The organism is Streptomyces sp. NPDC059534 (assembly GCF_042743475.1).
Taxonomy (GTDB): Bacteria; Actinomycetota; Actinomycetes; order Streptomycetales; family Streptomycetaceae; genus Streptomyces.
This window is the reverse complement of the sequence record NZ_JBHWAQ010000010.1, coordinates 19972-35074: the sequence shown is the minus strand read 5'-3', so window position 1 is coordinate 35074 and position 15103 is coordinate 19972. Positions and strand designations below refer to the sequence as shown.

Below are 15103 nucleotides of genomic sequence, written 5' to 3'. Positions count from 1 at the left end.
CCATGAGCAAGATCCTGATCCGCGGTGCGAAGGTCCTCGGCGGCGAGGTGCTGGACGTCCTCGTCGAGGGCGAGACCATCACCGAGGTCGGCACCGGGCTCTCCGCCGAGGGCGCGACGGTCGTCGAGGCCGAGGGACAGATCCTCCTGCCCGGCCTGGTCGACCTCCACACCCACCTGCGCGAGCCCGGCCGCGAGGACTCCGAGACCGTCCTCACCGGTACCCGCGCCGCCGCCTCCGGCGGCTACACGGCCGTCTTCGCCATGGCCAACACCCACCCGGTCGCCGACACCGCCGGCGTCGTCGAGCAGGTCTACCGGCTCGGCAAGGAGTCCGGCTACTGCGACGTGCAGCCCATCGGCGCCGTCACCGTCGGCCTGGAGGGCAAGAAGCTCGCCGAGCTCGGCGCCATGCACGACTCCGCCGCCGGCGTCACCGTCTTCTCCGACGACGGCAAGTGCGTCGACGACGCCGTGATCATGCGCCGCGCCCTGGAGTACGTGAAGGCGTTCGACGGCGTCGTCGCCCAGCACGCCCAGGAGCCCCGCCTCACCGAGGGCGCCCAGATGAACGAGGGCATCGTCTCCGCCGAGCTCGGACTCGGCGGCTGGCCGGCCGTCGCCGAGGAGTCGATCATCGCCCGCGACGTCCTCCTCGCCGAGCACGTCGGCTCCCGCGTCCACATCTGCCACCTCTCCACCGCCGGCTCCGTCGAGATCGTCCGCTGGGCCAAGTCCCGCGGCATCGACGTCACCGCCGAGGTCACCCCACACCACCTCCTCCTCACGGACGAGCTGGTCCGCTCGTACAACCCGGTCTACAAGGTCAACCCGCCGCTGCGCACCGAGAAGGACGTCCTCGCCCTGCGCGAGGCGCTGGCCGACGGCACGATCGACATCGTCGCCACCGACCACGCCCCGCACCCGCACGAGGACAAGGACTGCGAGTGGGCCGCGGCCGCCATGGGCATGGTGGGCCTGGAGACCGCGCTCTCCGTCGTCCAGCAGACGATGGTCGAGACGGGCCTCCTCGACTGGGCCGGCGTCGCCGACCGCATGTCCTTCGCCCCCGCCCGCATCGGACGGGCCGACGGCCACGGACGCCCCGTCTCGGTTGGTGAGCCCGCGAACCTGACGCTGGTCGATCCGGCTTACCGTGGTGTCGTGGACCCCGCGGACTTCGCCTCCCGCAGCCGCAACACCCCCTACGAGGGTCGTGAGCTGCCGGGACGCGTCACCCACACCTTCCTGCGGGGCCGGGCAACGGTCGTGGACGGGAAGCTGGCGTGACACCACTCATCGCAATCGCCGCACAGGCAGCCGATCAGAAGTCGGCGGAGGTGACCGACTGGGCCGACAGGATCGGCTGGGTCGCCGGACTGCTGCTCTTCGTCGCCTTCGTCTACTGGCTGATGCGCCAGGGATGGAAGTGGCGCGGCAGCCTCCAGTCGGACCTGCCCGAGCTGCCCGCCGCGCCCGGTGAGGCCGGTACGGCGAAACTGACTCTCAGCGGGCGCTACCACGGGTCCACGACCGCCGGGCAGTGGCTCGACCGGATCGTCGCCCACGGCCTCGGCACCCGCAGCCGCGTCGAGCTCACGCTCACCGACGCCGGGATCGCGGTCGTACGCCCCGGGGCGAACGACTTCTTCGTCCCGGCCGACGCCCTGCGCGAGGCCCGCCTCGACAAGGGCATCGCCGGCAAGGTCCTCGCCGAGGGCGGTCTGCTGATCGTCACCTGGACCCACGGCGGGAAGCTGCTCGACTCCGGCTTCCGCTCCGACCGGGCGGCCGAGCACACCGCCTGGGTCGAAGCCATCAACTCCATGAACCACACCACCACGACGGAAGGCATCGCACGATGACGACCTCCATCAAGGGAGTCGCCTCTCCGAGGCAGAAGGCGGCTCCCGCCGTACTCGTCCTGGAGGACGGCCGCATCTTCCGCGGCCGCGCCTACGGGGCCGTGGGGGAGACCTTCGGCGAGGCCGTGTTCTCCACCGGCATGACCGGCTACCAGGAGACCCTCACCGACCCGTCGTACCACCGGCAGGTCGTGGTCATGACCGCCCCGCACGTCGGCAACACCGGCGTCAACGACGAGGACCCCGAGTCCGGCCGCATCTGGGTCTCCGGCTACGTCGTCCGCGACCCCGCCCGCGTCTCCTCCAACTGGCGCGCCCGGCGCTCGCTGGGCGAGGAGCTGGAGCGCCAGGGCGTCGTCGGCATCTCCGGCATCGACACCCGCGCCCTCACCCGCCACCTGCGCGAGAGCGGCGCCATGCGCGTCGGCATCTTCTCCGGCGACGCCTGGACCGGTGTCCGCGACGAGGCGCTGCTCGCCAAGGTGCAGGAGCAGCCGCAGATGAAGGGCGCGAACCTCTCCGCCGAGGTCGCCACCAAGGAGACGTACGTCGTCCCCGCGATCGGCACGAAGAAGTTCACCGTCGCCGCCGTCGACCTCGGCATCAAGGGCATGACCCCGCACCGGATGGCCGAGCGCGGCATCGAGGTCCACGTGCTGCCCGCCACCGCCACCGCCGAGGACATCTACGCCGTCGAGCCCGACGGTGTGTTCTTCTCCAACGGCCCGGGCGACCCGGCCACCGCCGACGGCCCCGTCGCCGTCATGCGCGCCGTCCTGGAGCGCAGGACGCCCCTGTTCGGCATCTGCTTCGGCAACCAGATCCTCGGCCGCGCCCTCGGCTTCGGCACCTACAAGCTGAAGTACGGCCACCGGGGCATCAACCAGCCGGTCCAGGACCGCACCACCGGCAAGGTCGAGATCACCGCGCACAACCACGGCTTCGCCGTCGACGCGCCCCTCGACAAGGTCTCCGACACCCCCTTCGGGCGGGCCGAGGTCTCCCACGTCTGCCTGAACGACAACGTCGTGGAGGGCCTCCAGCTGCTCGACCAGCCGGCCTTCTCCGTCCAGTACCACCCCGAGGCGGCCGCGGGCCCGCACGACGCCGCGTACCTCTTCGACCGCTTCGTATCCCTGATGGAGGCCGAGCGTGCCTAAGCGCACCGATATCCAGTCCGTCCTGGTCATCGGCTCCGGCCCGATCGTCATCGGCCAGGCCGCGGAGTTCGACTACTCCGGCACCCAGGCGTGCCGCATCCTCAAGGCCGAGGGCCTGCGGGTGATCCTGGTCAACTCCAACCCGGCCACGATCATGACCGACCCGGAGATCGCCGACGCCACGTACGTCGAGCCGATCACCCCCGAGTTCGTCGAGAAGATCATCGCCAAGGAGCGCCCCGACGCCCTCCTGCCCACCCTCGGCGGCCAGACCGCGCTCAACACCGCGATCTCCATGCACGAGCAGGGCGTCCTGGAGAAGTACGGCGTCGAGCTCATCGGCGCCAACGTCGAGGCCATCAACAAGGGCGAGGACCGCGACCTCTTCAAGGGCGTCGTCGAGGCCGTCAAGGCCAAGATCGGCTACGGCGAGTCCGCCCGCTCGGTCATCTGCCACTCGATGGACGACGTCATCCAGGGCGTCGAGACGCTCGGCGGCTACCCCGTCGTCGTCCGCCCCTCCTTCACCATGGGCGGCGCCGGCTCCGGCTTCGCCCACAACGAGGACGAGCTGCGCCGCATCGCCGGCCAGGGCCTCACGCTCTCCCCGACCACCGAGGTGCTCCTGGAGGAGTCCATCCTCGGCTGGAAGGAGTACGAGCTGGAGCTGATGCGCGACAAGAACGACAACGTCGTGGTCGTCTGCTCCATCGAGAACTTCGACCCGATGGGCGTCCACACCGGAGACTCGATCACCGTCGCCCCGGCGATGACGCTCACCGACCGCGAGTACCAGCGGCTGCGCGACATCGGCATCGCGATCATCCGCGAGGTCGGCGTCGACACCGGCGGCTGCAACATCCAGTTCGCGATCGACCCGGTCGACGGCCGGATCATCGTCATCGAGATGAACCCGCGCGTCTCCCGCTCCTCCGCGCTCGCCTCCAAGGCCACCGGCTTCCCGATCGCCAAGATCGCGGCCCGGCTCGCCGTCGGCTACACGCTGGACGAGATCCCGAACGACATCACGGAGAAGACCCCGGCGTCCTTCGAGCCCACGCTCGACTACGTCGTCGTCAAGGCCCCGCGCTTCGCCTTCGAGAAGTTCCCGCAGGCCGACTCCACCCTCACCACCACCATGAAGTCGGTGGGCGAGGCCATGGCCATCGGCCGCAACTTCACCGAGGCCCTCCAGAAGGCCCTGCGCTCCCTGGAGAAGAAGGGCTCGCAGTTCACCTTCGTCGGCGAGCCCGGCGACAAGGACGAGCTGCTGCGCGAGGCGGTCCGCCCGACCGACGGCCGCATCAACACCGTCATGCAGGCCATCCGGGCCGGTGCCACCCCGGAGGAGGTCTTCGACGCCACGAAGATCGACCCGTGGTTCGTCGACCAGCTCTTCCTGATCAAGGAGATCGCCGACGAGCTGGCCGCCGCGGAGAAGCTCGAGCCCGAGCTCCTCGGCGAGGCCAAGCGCCACGGCTTCTCCGACGCCCAGATCGCCGAGATCCGCGGTCTGCGCGAGGACGTCGTCCGCGAGGTCCGGCACGCCCTCGGCGTCCGCCCCGTCTACAAGACGGTCGACACCTGCGCCGCCGAGTTCGCCGCCAAGACCCCGTACTTCTACTCCTCGTACGACGAGGAGAGCGAGGTCGCGCCGCGCACCAAGCCCGCCGTGATCATCCTGGGCTCCGGCCCGAACCGCATCGGCCAGGGCATCGAGTTCGACTACTCCTGCGTCCACGCCTCCTTCGCCCTGAGCGACGCCGGCTACGAGACCGTGATGGTCAACTGCAACCCGGAGACCGTCTCGACGGACTACGACACCTCCGACCGCCTGTACTTCGAGCCGCTGACGCTCGAGGACGTGCTGGAGATCGTCCACGCCGAGACGCTGGCCGGCCCCGTCGCCGGTGTCGTCGTCCAGCTCGGCGGCCAGACCCCGCTGGGTCTGTCGCAGGCGCTCAAGGACAACGGCGTGCCCGTCGTCGGCACCTCCCCGGAGGCCATCCACGCCGCCGAGGACCGCGGCGCCTTCGGCCAGGTGCTCGCCGAGGCCGGCCTCCCGGCCCCCAAGCACGGCACCGCGACCACCTTCGCCGGCGCCAAGGCCATCGCCGACGAGATCGGCTACCCCGTCCTCGTCCGCCCCTCGTACGTGCTCGGCGGCCGCGGCATGGAGATCGTGTACGACGAGGCCCGCCTCGAGTCGTACATCGCCGAGTCCACCGAGATCAGCCCCACCCGGCCGGTCCTGGTCGACCGCTTCCTCGACGACGCCATCGAGATCGACGTCGACGCGCTCTACGACGGCGAGGAGCTCTACCTCGGCGGCGTCATGGAGCACATCGAGGAGGCCGGCATCCACTCCGGCGACTCGGCCTGCGCCCTGCCCCCGATCACCCTCGGCGGCTTCGACATCAAGCGGCTGCGCGCCTCCACCGAGGCCATCGCCAAGGGCGTCGGCGTCCGCGGCCTGATCAACATCCAGTTCGCCATGGCCGGGGACATCCTCTACGTCCTGGAGGCCAACCCGCGCGCCTCCCGGACCGTCCCCTTCACCTCGAAGGCGACCGCCGTCCCGCTCGCGAAGGCCGCCGCCCGCATCTCGCTCGGCGCCACCATCGCCGAGCTGCGCGCCGAGGGCCTGCTGCCGAAGACCGGCGACGGCGGCACCCTGCCGATCGACGCGCCGATCTCCGTCAAGGAGGCCGTGATGCCGTGGAGCCGCTTCCGCGACATCCACGGCCGCGGCGTCGACACCGTCCTCGGCCCGGAGATGCGCTCCACCGGCGAGGTCATGGGCATCGACGCGGTCTTCGGCACGGCGTACGCCAAGTCGCAGGCCGGCGCCTACGGCCCGCTGCCCACCAAGGGCCGCGCGTTCATCTCCGTCGCCAACCGCGACAAGCGCTCGATGATCTTCCCGGCCCGCGAGCTCGTCGCCCACGGCTTCGAGCTGCTCGCCACCTCCGGCACCGCCGAGGTCCTCAAGCGCAACGGCATCAACGCGACGGTCGTGCGCAAGCTCAGCGAGGGCGAGGGCCCGAACGGCGAGAAGACCGTCGTCCAGCTGATCCACGACGGCCAGGTCGACCTGATCGTCAACACCCCGTACGGCACCGGCGGCCGGCTCGACGGCTACGAGATCCGTACGGCCGCGGTGGCGCGCAGCGTCCCGTGCCTGACCACGGTCCAGGCGCTCGCCGCCGCCGTCCAGGGCATCGACGCGCTCAACCGCGGCGACGTCGGCGTCCGCTCGCTCCAGGAGCACGCGGAGCATCTGACCGCGGCCCGCGACTAGCAGCCCGTACGAGGAGGGGGACACCGGCAGGATCTGCGGTGTCCCCCTCGTCATGAGCAGACCTGGACCGGAAACACATGTACAAGTTCTTCTTCGACCTCGTCTTCAAGCGCATGGACCCCGAGGAGGCCCACTACCTGGCCTTCCGCTGGATCCGGCTCGCCGCCCGCGTCCCGGTGCTGCGGACCTTCGTCGCGGCCGTCCTCGCGCCGCGGTACGAGGAGCTGCGCACCGAGGCCCTCGGCCTGCGCATGCACGGCCCCTTCGGGCTCGCCGCCGGCTTCGACAAGAACGCCGTCGCCATCGACGGCATGTCGATGCTCGGCTTCGACCACATCGAGATCGGCACGGTCACCGGCGAGGCCCAGCCGGGCAACCCCAAGAAGCGCCTCTTCCGGCTCGTCCCGGACCGCGCCCTGATCAACCGCATGGGCTTCAACAACGAGGGCTCCGCCGCCGTCGCGGAGCGCCTGGCCGCCCGTACGCCGGTCTTCAGGACCGTCGTCGGCGTCAACATCGGCAAGACGAAGGTCGTCCCGGAGGCCGAGGCCGCCGCCGACTACGTGAAGTCCACCGAGCGCCTGGCCGCCCACGCCGACTACCTCGTCGTGAACGTCTCCTCCCCGAACACCCCCGGGCTGCGCAACCTCCAGGCCACCGAGTCCCTGCGCCCGCTGCTCACGGCCGTACGGGAGGCCGCCGACCGCGCGGTCACCGGCCGCCGGGTCCCGCTCCTCGTCAAGATCGCACCCGACCTGGCCGACGAGGACGTCGACGCGGTCGCCGACCTGGCCCTGGAGCTCGGCCTCGACGGCATCATCGCCACCAACACCACCATCGCGCGCGAGGGCCTCGGCCTGAAGTCCGACCCCGCGCTGGTCAAGGAGACCGGCGGCCTGTCGGGCGCGCCCGTCAAGGAGCGCTCCCTCGCGGTCCTCAGGCGCCTCCACGCGCGCGTGGGCGACCGCCTGGTCCTGGTGGGCGTCGGCGGCATCGAGAACGCCGAGGACGCCTGGCAGCGCATCCTGGCCGGCGCCACCCTGATCCAGGGCTACAGCGCCTTCATCTACGAGGGCCCGTTCTACGCCCGCGCGATCCACAAGGGCCTCGCCGCGCGCCTCGCGGCCTCCCCGTACGCCACCCTCGCCGAGGCCGTCGGCGCCGATAACCGAAAGGCCGCCAAGTGACTCTCTCCTTCGGTACCCGTCTGCGCTCCGCCATGGACGAGCGCGGGCCGCTCTGCGTCGGGATCGACCCGCACGCCGCCCTGCTCGACTCCTGGGGGCTGACCGACGACATCGCCGGTCTGGAGCGGTTCACCTTCACCGTCGTCGAGGCGCTCGCCGACACCGTGGCCGTCTTCAAGCCGCAGTCGGCCTTCTTCGAGCGCTTCGGCTCGCGCGGCGTCGCCGTCCTGGAGCGCGCGGTCGCCGACCTGCGCGCGGCGGGCGGCCTGGTCGTCATGGACGCCAAGCGCGGCGACATCGGCTCCACCATGGCCGCGTACGCCGAGACCTTCCTGCGCAAGGACTCCCCGCTCTTCTCCGACGCGCTGACGGTCTCCCCGTACCTCGGCTACGGCTCCCTGAAGCCGGCCGTCGACCTGGCCCGCGAGTCCGGCGCCGGTCTCTTCGTGCTGGCCCTCACCTCCAACCCGGAGGGCGCCGAGGTCCAGCGGGCGGTGCGCGAGGACGGCCGCACCATCGGCGCGACCATGCTGGCCCACCTGGCGGCGGAGAACGCGGGGGAGACCCCCATGGGCTCCTTCGGCGCGGTCGTCGGCGCCACCCTCGGCGACCTGTCCTCGTTCGACCTGGAGATCAACGGCCCGCTCCTGGCCCCCGGCATCGGCGCCCAGGGCGCGACCCCGGCCGACCTTCCCGCCGTCTTCGGCGCCGCGGTCGGCAACGTCGTCCCGAACGTCAGCCGCGGAGTCCTGAAGCACGGTCCCGACGCGGCCGCTCTGCGGGACTCGGCTCACCGGTACGCGGACGAGGTCCGGGCGGCCGTCGGCGCGTGACGGCCCTCCGGGCGATCCGATCGGGGTCCCCGGACAAGCCGCAGGTGGGAGCCGATCCGGCCCGGTGGGACGGCCCGTCTCGCCGGGCCGTCTCACTACTTGACGAAATCTTGGCTCAAAACCAGGTCGTTATGCCGGAAAAGTCCTGGTCGGTCGATGCTGACCAGGACTTTTCCGCTGTTCTCGCTGACTGGAGCGGCCTCGGCCGCTAGTCTCCGGAGCAGAGCAGGCGTTCAACGACCACTCCGTTGAGCGTTGCTCCACTGGTGTGGGGCGCTGGGTTCCTCACCGGTCCGTATCCGACAGATCGACATCCGAGGTGACGTAGGCGTGGCTCTTCCGCCCCTTACCCCTGAACAGCGCGCAGCCGCGCTCGAGAAGGCCGCCGCGGCTCGCCGGGAGCGGGCCGAGATCAAGAATCGACTCAAGCACTCCGGCGCCTCCCTCCAGGAGGTCATCAAGACCGGCCAGGAGAACGACGTCATCGGCAAGATGAAGGTCTCCGCGCTGCTTGAGTCCCTGCCCGGCGTCGGCAAGGTCCGCGCCAAGCAGATCATGGAGCGCCTCGGCATCTCCGAGAGCCGCCGCGTCCGCGGTCTCGGCTCGAACCAGATCGCCTCCCTGGAGCGGGAGTTCGGCAGCACCGGCGCCTGATCCGGGACGCGCGTCCCGGGCACACCGGTAAAGCTGGAATAATCGCTGCATGGCAGCAGAGGTACGTCCGCGGCTGACCGTGCTCTCCGGCCCCTCAGGGGTCGGCAAGAGCACGGTCGTCGCTCATATGCGCAAGGTCCACCCAGAGGTCTGGCTCTCGGTGTCGGCGACGACACGCAAGCCCCGCCCCGGCGAGAAGCACGGCGTCCACTACTTCTTCGTGACGGACGACGAGTTCGACAAGCTGATCGCCAACGGTGAGCTCCTGGAGTGGGCCGAGTTCGCGGGCAACCGCTACGGCACTCCGCGTGCCGCGGTCCTCGAGCGCCTGGACTCCGGGGAGCCCGTCCTCCTGGAGATCGACCTCCAGGGCGCCCGCCAGGTGAAGGACTCCATGGCCGAGTCCCGGCTGGTCTTCCTGGCCCCGCCGAGCTGGGAGGAACTGGTCCGCCGCCTCACCGGCCGCGGCACCGAGTCTCCCGACGTCATCGCGCGCCGGCTGGAGGCCGCGAAGGTCGAACTGGCCGCCGAGGCGGAGTTCGACACCACGCTCGTCAACACCTCCGTCGAGGACGTCGCACGCGAGCTGCTAACGTTGATGCTGCTGTCATCTGGGGACCTGGACAACAACGGCTGACGCCGTGGGACCCCGCACTTCACAGCATGTCTGATTTTTTCTTCATCTTCGGAAGGTAGAGCGTGTCCTCTTCCATGACTGCGCCCGAGGGCATCATCAACCCGCCGATCGACGAGCTGCTCGAGGCCACGGACTCGAAGTACAGCCTCGTGATCTACGCGGCCAAGCGCGCGCGTCAGATCAACGCGTACTACTCCCAGCTCGGCGAGGGCCTGCTGGAGTACGTGGGTCCGCTCGTCGACACCCACGTCCACGAGAAGCCGCTCTCGATCGCCCTGCGGGAGATCAACGCGGGTCTGCTGACGTCCGAGGCCATCGAGGGCCCGGCGACGTAAGCACGTATCGCTTGTAACGCTTGTCACCACAGGCCCGGCGGAACATCCGCCGGGCCTGTGGTGTCTCATGGAGTCGTACGCATCCGAGTGCGCGTCCGAGTGCGGGGAGTGGTGGAAGTCGTGGCCAAGCCGAAGGTCGTTCTGGGGGTCAGCGGCGGCATCGCCGCCTACAAGGCGTGCGAGCTGCTGCGCCGGCTCACCGAGTCGGGCCACGACGTCCGGGTCGTGCCCACCGACTCGGCCCTGCACTTCGTCGGGGCGGCCACCTGGTCCGCGCTCTCCGGCCACCCCGTCTCGACCGAGGTGTGGGAGTCCGTCCACGAGGTGCCGCACGTACGGATCGGCCAGGGCGCCGACCTGGTCGTCGTAGCCCCCGCGACCGCCGACATGCTGGCCAAGGCCGCCCACGGCCTCGCCGACGACCTGCTCACCAACACGCTGCTCACCGCGCGCTGTCCGGTCGTCTTCGCCCCCGCCATGCACACCGAGATGTGGGAGCACCCGGCGACCCAGGAGAACGTGGCGACCCTCCGTCGCCGCGGCGCCGTCGTCATCGAGCCCGCCGTCGGCCGCCTCACCGGCGTCGACACCGGAAAGGGCCGGCTGCCCGACCCCGCGGAGATCTTCGAGGTCTGCCGGCGGATCCTCGCCCGCGGCGTCACCGCCCCCGACCTCGCCGGACGGCATGTCGTGGTCAGCGCGGGCGGCACCCGCGAGCCCCTCGACCCCGTCCGCTACCTCGGCAACCGCTCCTCCGGGAAGCAGGGCTACGCCCTCGCGAAGGCCGCCGCCGCCCGCGGCGCCCGGGTGACCCTGGTGGAGGCCAACACCGGCATCCCCGACCCGGCCGGCGTCGACGTGGTCCACGTCGGCACCGCCGTCCAGCTCCGCGAGGCCGTGCTCAAGGCCGCCGCGGACGCCGACGCCGTGGTGATGGCCGCCGCCGTCGCCGACTTCCGGCCGGCCGTCTACGCCGCCGGGAAGATCAAGAAGAAGGACGACGGCGGCGCCCCCACCGTCGAGCTCGTCCGCAACCCCGACGTCCTCGCCGAGCTGGCCGCCGACCGCGCCCTGCCCGGTCAGGTCGTCGTCGGCTTCGCCGCCGAGACCGACGACGTCCTCGCCAACGGACGCGCGAAGCTCCGCCGCAAGGGCTGCGACCTGCTCGTCGTCAACGAGGTGGGGGAGCGCAAGACCTTCGGCTCCGAGGAGAACGAGGCCGTCGTCCTCGCCTCCGACGGCGCCGAGACCCCCGTGCCGTACGGACCGAAGGAAGCGCTCGCCGAGACGGTCTGGGACCTGGTCCTGCCGCGCCTGCGCACCGCGACCTGACCACGCCCCAAGGGGCGGGACCCGATGTGCCGCGGGGGTGAAACGCCGACCCCCGAGTGATGTGCGTCCCACCGATCGAGTGGTCTCCCCCTTGCCGGATGGCGGTTTCACCCGACGCCGCCATTCGCCAGGCGAGACACTTGGTCCACAGCTCGACCACGACCGATAGACTGTTCGTGGAACGTCGCGGGGCGCAGCCCCCTGCCGGTCCGCGTCACGATTAGCCAGCAGCCGCTGCAACACCAGGGAGCGTTGTGTCCCGTCGTCTGTTCACCTCGGAATCCGTCACCGAGGGTCACCCCGACAAGATCGCTGACCAGATCAGCGACACCATCCTCGACGCACTGCTGCGAGAGGACCCCACCTCGCGCGTCGCCGTGGAGACGCTGATCACCACCGGCCTCGTGCACGTCGCCGGTGAGGTGACCACCAAGGCGTGGGCGGACATCCCGACCCTCGTCCGGAACAAGATCCTGGAGATCGGTTACGACTCCTCCAAGAAGGGCTTCGACGGCGCCTCCTGCGGCGTGTCGGTGTCCATCGGATCGCAGTCCCCGGACATCGCCCAGGGTGTCGACACCGCGTACGAGAAGCGGGTCGAGGGTGACGAGGACGAGCTCGACAAGCAGGGCGCCGGCGACCAGGGTCTGATGTTCGGCTACGCCTCGGACGAGACCCCCGAGCTGATGCCGCTGCCGATCCACATCGCGCACCGGCTCTCCCGCCGCCTCACCGAGGTCCGCAAGAACGGCACCATCCCGTACCTGCGCCCCGACGGCAAGACCCAGGTCACCATCGAGTACGACGGCGACAAGGCCGTCCGCCTCGACACGGTCGTGGTCTCCTCGCAGCACGCCTCCGACATCGACCTGGAGTCGCTGCTCGCGCCCGACATCCGCGAGTTCGTCGTCGAGCACGTGCTCAAGCAGCTCGTCGAGGACGGCATCAAGCTCGACACGGACGGCTACCGCCTCCTGGTGAACCCGACCGGCCGCTTCGAGATCGGCGGCCCGATGGGCGACGCCGGCCTCACCGGCCGCAAGATCATCATCGACACGTACGGCGGCATGGCCCGCCACGGTGGCGGCGCCTTCTCCGGCAAGGACCCGTCCAAGGTCGACCGCTCGGCCGCCTACGCCATGCGCTGGGTCGCCAAGAACGTCGTCGCCGCGGGCCTCGCCTCGCGCTGCGAGGTCCAGGTCGCCTACGCGATCGGCAAGGCCGAGCCCGTCGGCCTCTTCGTCGAGACCTTCGGCACCCACACCGTCGAGACCGAGAAGATCGAGAACGCCATCGCCGAGGTCTTCGACCTCCGCCCGGCCGCGATCATCCGCGACCTCGACCTGCTCCGCCCGATCTACTCCCAGACCGCCGCCTACGGCCACTTCGGCCGCGAGCTGCCGGACTTCACCTGGGAGCGCACGGACCGCGTGGACGCCCTGAAGCAGGCCGCCGGCCTCTAGGCCGTTTCGGACACGGCCCAAGGTCCGGCCGTACGCGAACGAAGCCCGGCACCCCTTCACGGGGTACCGGGCTTCGGCCATGTCCGCCTGTCGGTGGCGTCTGGTAGGTATGGGGCTGTGAGCAGCGAGAACGAGAAGTCCGACGAACCCGAGCAGCTCGCGCTCATTCGGGAGACCGTGCGGACGGCGAAGGTACCGCGGGCCAAGCCGCGGACCTGGCGCGGCGCCGCCCTGGCGAAGGAGCTGCCGGTCGCCAGGGTCGTGGTGAACAAGGGGGCGCTCCACCTCGACCAGTTCTTCGACTACGCGGTGCCCGAGGAGCTGGACGAGACGGCACGCCCCGGAGTCCGGGTCCGGGTGCGGTTCGGGGCGGGGGCGCACCAGGTCAAGAACGGACGCCGGGAGGGCGGCCGGCTCATCGACGGCTTCCTCGTCGAGCGGCGGGCCACCTCGGACTACTCGGGACCGCTGGCCGCGCTCGCCGACGTCGTCTCGCCCGAGCCGGTGCTCGGACCCGAGCTGCTCGCTCTCGCCCGCGCCGTCGCCGACCGGTACGCGGGCAGTCTCGCGGACGTGCTCCAGCTCGCCGTGCCGCCGCGCAGTGCCCGCGCCGAGGGCCGCCCCTCGCCGGCACCGCTGCCGCCGCCGGCCGCGCCGGAACCGGGGAGCTGGACGCGGTACGACCGGGGGCCGGCGTTCCTGGACTCCCTGGCGCGCGGCGGGTCGCCGCGGGCCGTGTGGAACGCACTCCCGGGACCGCACTGGGCCGAGGAGATCGCCCGGGCCGTCGCCGCGACCCTGGCGTCGGGCCGGGGCGCGCTCGTCGTCGTACCGGACGGCCGGGCGGCCGGCCGGGTCGACGCGGCGCTCACCGACGTCCTGGGGGAGGGGCGGCACGCGCTGCTCACCGCCGAGGCCGGTCCGGAGAAGCGGTACGCGCAGTGGCTGGCCGTGCGGCGCGGCGCGGTGCGGGCCGTCGTCGGCACCAGGGCCGCGATGTTCGCCCCCGTACGGGACCTGGGGCTCGTCGTCGTCTGGGACGACGGCGACGGCAGCCACAGCGAGCCGCACGCCCCGCAGCCCCACGCGCGCGAGGTCCTGATCCTGCGCGCCGGCCAGGACCGGTGCGCCTTCCTCCTCGGCAGCACGAGCTGCACCGTCGAGGCCGCCCAGCTCGTCGAGTCCGGCTGGGCCAAGGCGCTGACCGCAGGGCGCGACCAGGTCCGCAGGGCCGCCCCCCTGATCCGGACCGTCGGCGACGGCGAGCTCGCCCGCGACGAGGCCGCTCGCGCGGCCCGGCTGCCCTCGCTGGCCTGGCAGACCGTACGGGAGGGCCTCAAGACCGGTCCGGTGCTCGTCCAGGTGCCCCGGCGGGGATACGTGCCGAAGCTGGCCTGCGAGCGGTGCCGGACGCCCGCCCGCTGCCGCCACTGCGCCGGGCCCCTGGAGGCGCCCGAGCAGCAGGAGCTTCGGTGCGGCTGGTGCGGGCGCGGCGCTCCCGACTGGCACTGCGTGGCGTGCGGCTCGAACCGGCTGAGGGCCCAGATCGTGGGCGCGCGGCGGACGGCGGAGGAGCTGGGCCGGGCGTTCCCGGCCGTTCCCGTACGCACCTCGGGTCGCGACCACGTCCTGGACACCGTGCCCGGCCGCCCCGCGCTCGTCGTCTCCACCCCCGGCGCCGAACCGGTCGCCGACGGCGGCTACGCGGCCGCGCTGCTCCTCGACGGCTGGGCCATGCTCGGCCGCCCCGACCTGCGCGCCGGCGAGGAGGCGCTGCGCCGCTGGATCGACGCCGCCTCGCTGGTGCGGGGCCAGCCCGACGGCGGCACGGTCGTGGTGGTCGCGGAGCCGACGCTCCGGCCGGTCCAGGCGCTGGTCCGCTGGGACCCGGTCGGGCACGCCCAGCGCGAGCTCGCCGAGCGGGCCGAACTGGGCTTCCCGCCCGTCTCCCGGATGGCCGCCGTCGCCGGTCCGCCCGACGCCGTGGAGGGCTTCCTCGCGGCTGCCGCGCTGCCCGCGGACGCCGAGATCCTCGGCCCCGTACCGCTCCCCGTCGTCCGCCCCGGCGGTCCCCGCCGCCCCGGCGACCCGCCTCCGGGCGAGCAGTGGGACCGCGCCCTGGTCCGCGTCCCCCCGGGCAGCGGCGCCGCCCTGGCGACGGCTCTCAAGCAGGCCCGCGCCGCCCGCATGGCCCGCGGCGGCGGCGAGCCGGTCCGCATCCGCGTCGACCCGCCGGACATCGGCTGACCCGGGTCGGCCGGGAGGGTGACGAGGTCCCTCCCGGCCGACCGGGTGGCCCGGCCGTCCATGGCCCGGCTGCCCATGACACGGCCGCCC

12 protein-coding genes are annotated in these 15103 nt (G+C 71.8%); all 12 read left to right on the top strand.

All coding sequences use genetic code 11. The features are described from left to right. Window positions 1–2: 2 nt before the first annotated feature. The 12 genes from ACFVZH_RS14585 to ACFVZH_RS14530 all read left to right on the top strand — a co-directional run bounded on the left by ACFVZH_RS14585 (window position 3) and on the right by ACFVZH_RS14530 (window position 15013). On the top strand, window positions 3–1289 hold the full coding sequence (locus tag ACFVZH_RS14585; RefSeq protein ID WP_384896980.1) for a dihydroorotase: 1287 nt from the start codon (window positions 3–5) through the stop codon (window positions 1287–1289). Then, window positions 1286–1864, top strand: coding sequence for a hypothetical protein (locus tag ACFVZH_RS14580; RefSeq protein ID WP_384896978.1), 579 nt, complete (start codon window positions 1286–1288; stop codon window positions 1862–1864). The genes ACFVZH_RS14585 and ACFVZH_RS14580 overlap by 4 nt, the downstream gene beginning before the upstream one ends. After that, window positions 1861–3024, top strand: coding sequence for a glutamine-hydrolyzing carbamoyl-phosphate synthase small subunit (gene carA / locus ACFVZH_RS14575; protein ID WP_384896975.1), 1164 nt, complete (start codon window positions 1861–1863; stop codon window positions 3022–3024). The genes ACFVZH_RS14580 and carA overlap by 4 nt, the downstream gene beginning before the upstream one ends. Next, window positions 3017–6325 (top strand): carbamoyl-phosphate synthase large subunit, encoded by a 3309-nt coding sequence (gene carB, locus ACFVZH_RS14570; RefSeq protein WP_384896972.1) that lies wholly within the window; start codon window positions 3017–3019, stop codon window positions 6323–6325. The genes carA and carB overlap by 8 nt, the downstream gene beginning before the upstream one ends. A gap of 77 nt (window positions 6326–6402) precedes the next feature. After that, window positions 6403–7512 (top strand): quinone-dependent dihydroorotate dehydrogenase, encoded by a 1110-nt coding sequence (locus ACFVZH_RS14565; protein ID WP_384896969.1) that lies wholly within the window; start codon window positions 6403–6405, stop codon window positions 7510–7512. Then, on the top strand, window positions 7509–8345 hold the full coding sequence (gene pyrF / locus ACFVZH_RS14560) for an orotidine-5'-phosphate decarboxylase (RefSeq protein WP_384896966.1): 837 nt from the start codon (window positions 7509–7511) through the stop codon (window positions 8343–8345). Before ACFVZH_RS14565 ends, pyrF begins: the two co-directional genes overlap by 4 nt. A 330-nt stretch (window positions 8346–8675) precedes the next feature. Next, complete coding sequence (locus ACFVZH_RS14555; protein WP_362572758.1) at window positions 8676–8999, top strand: integration host factor; 324 nt, start codon at window positions 8676–8678, stop codon at window positions 8997–8999. Between the two features lie 49 nt (window positions 9000–9048). Further along, on the top strand, window positions 9049–9636 hold the full coding sequence (gene gmk, locus ACFVZH_RS14550; protein ID WP_384896963.1) for a guanylate kinase: 588 nt from the start codon (window positions 9049–9051) through the stop codon (window positions 9634–9636). 62 nt (window positions 9637–9698) lie between these two features. Further along, window positions 9699–9971 (top strand): DNA-directed RNA polymerase subunit omega, encoded by a 273-nt coding sequence (gene rpoZ, locus ACFVZH_RS14545; RefSeq protein ID WP_366042461.1) that lies wholly within the window; start codon window positions 9699–9701, stop codon window positions 9969–9971. A 120-nt stretch (window positions 9972–10091) separates the two neighbouring features. Beyond that, window positions 10092–11303 (top strand): bifunctional phosphopantothenoylcysteine decarboxylase/phosphopantothenate--cysteine ligase CoaBC, encoded by a 1212-nt coding sequence (gene coaBC, locus ACFVZH_RS14540; RefSeq protein ID WP_384896959.1) that lies wholly within the window; start codon window positions 10092–10094, stop codon window positions 11301–11303. 254 nt (window positions 11304–11557) lie between these two features. Continuing rightward, window positions 11558–12766, top strand: a complete 1209-nt coding sequence (gene metK / locus ACFVZH_RS14535) for a methionine adenosyltransferase (RefSeq protein ID WP_384896956.1) — start codon at window positions 11558–11560, stop codon at window positions 12764–12766. Window positions 12767–12883: 117 nt separating this feature from the next. After that, entirely contained in the window at window positions 12884–15013 is a 2130-nt protein-coding gene (locus ACFVZH_RS14530; protein ID WP_384896953.1) for a primosomal protein N', read from the top strand. Window positions 15014–15103 lie beyond the last annotated feature (90 nt).

Excerpts from the sequence above, each read along its gene's own strand:
- ACFVZH_RS14585 (WP_384896980.1), top strand. The coding sequence starts at position 3 with ATGAGCAAGATCCTGATCCGCGGTGCGAAGGTCCTCGGCGGCGAGGTG.
- carA (WP_384896975.1), top strand. The coding sequence starts at position 1,861 with ATGACGACCTCCATCAAGGGAGTCGCCTCTCCGAGGCAGAAGGCGGCT.
- ACFVZH_RS14565 (WP_384896969.1), top strand. The coding sequence starts at position 6,403 with ATGTACAAGTTCTTCTTCGACCTCGTCTTCAAGCGCATGGACCCCGAG.
- gmk (WP_384896963.1), top strand. The coding sequence starts at position 9,049 with ATGGCAGCAGAGGTACGTCCGCGGCTGACCGTGCTCTCCGGCCCCTCA.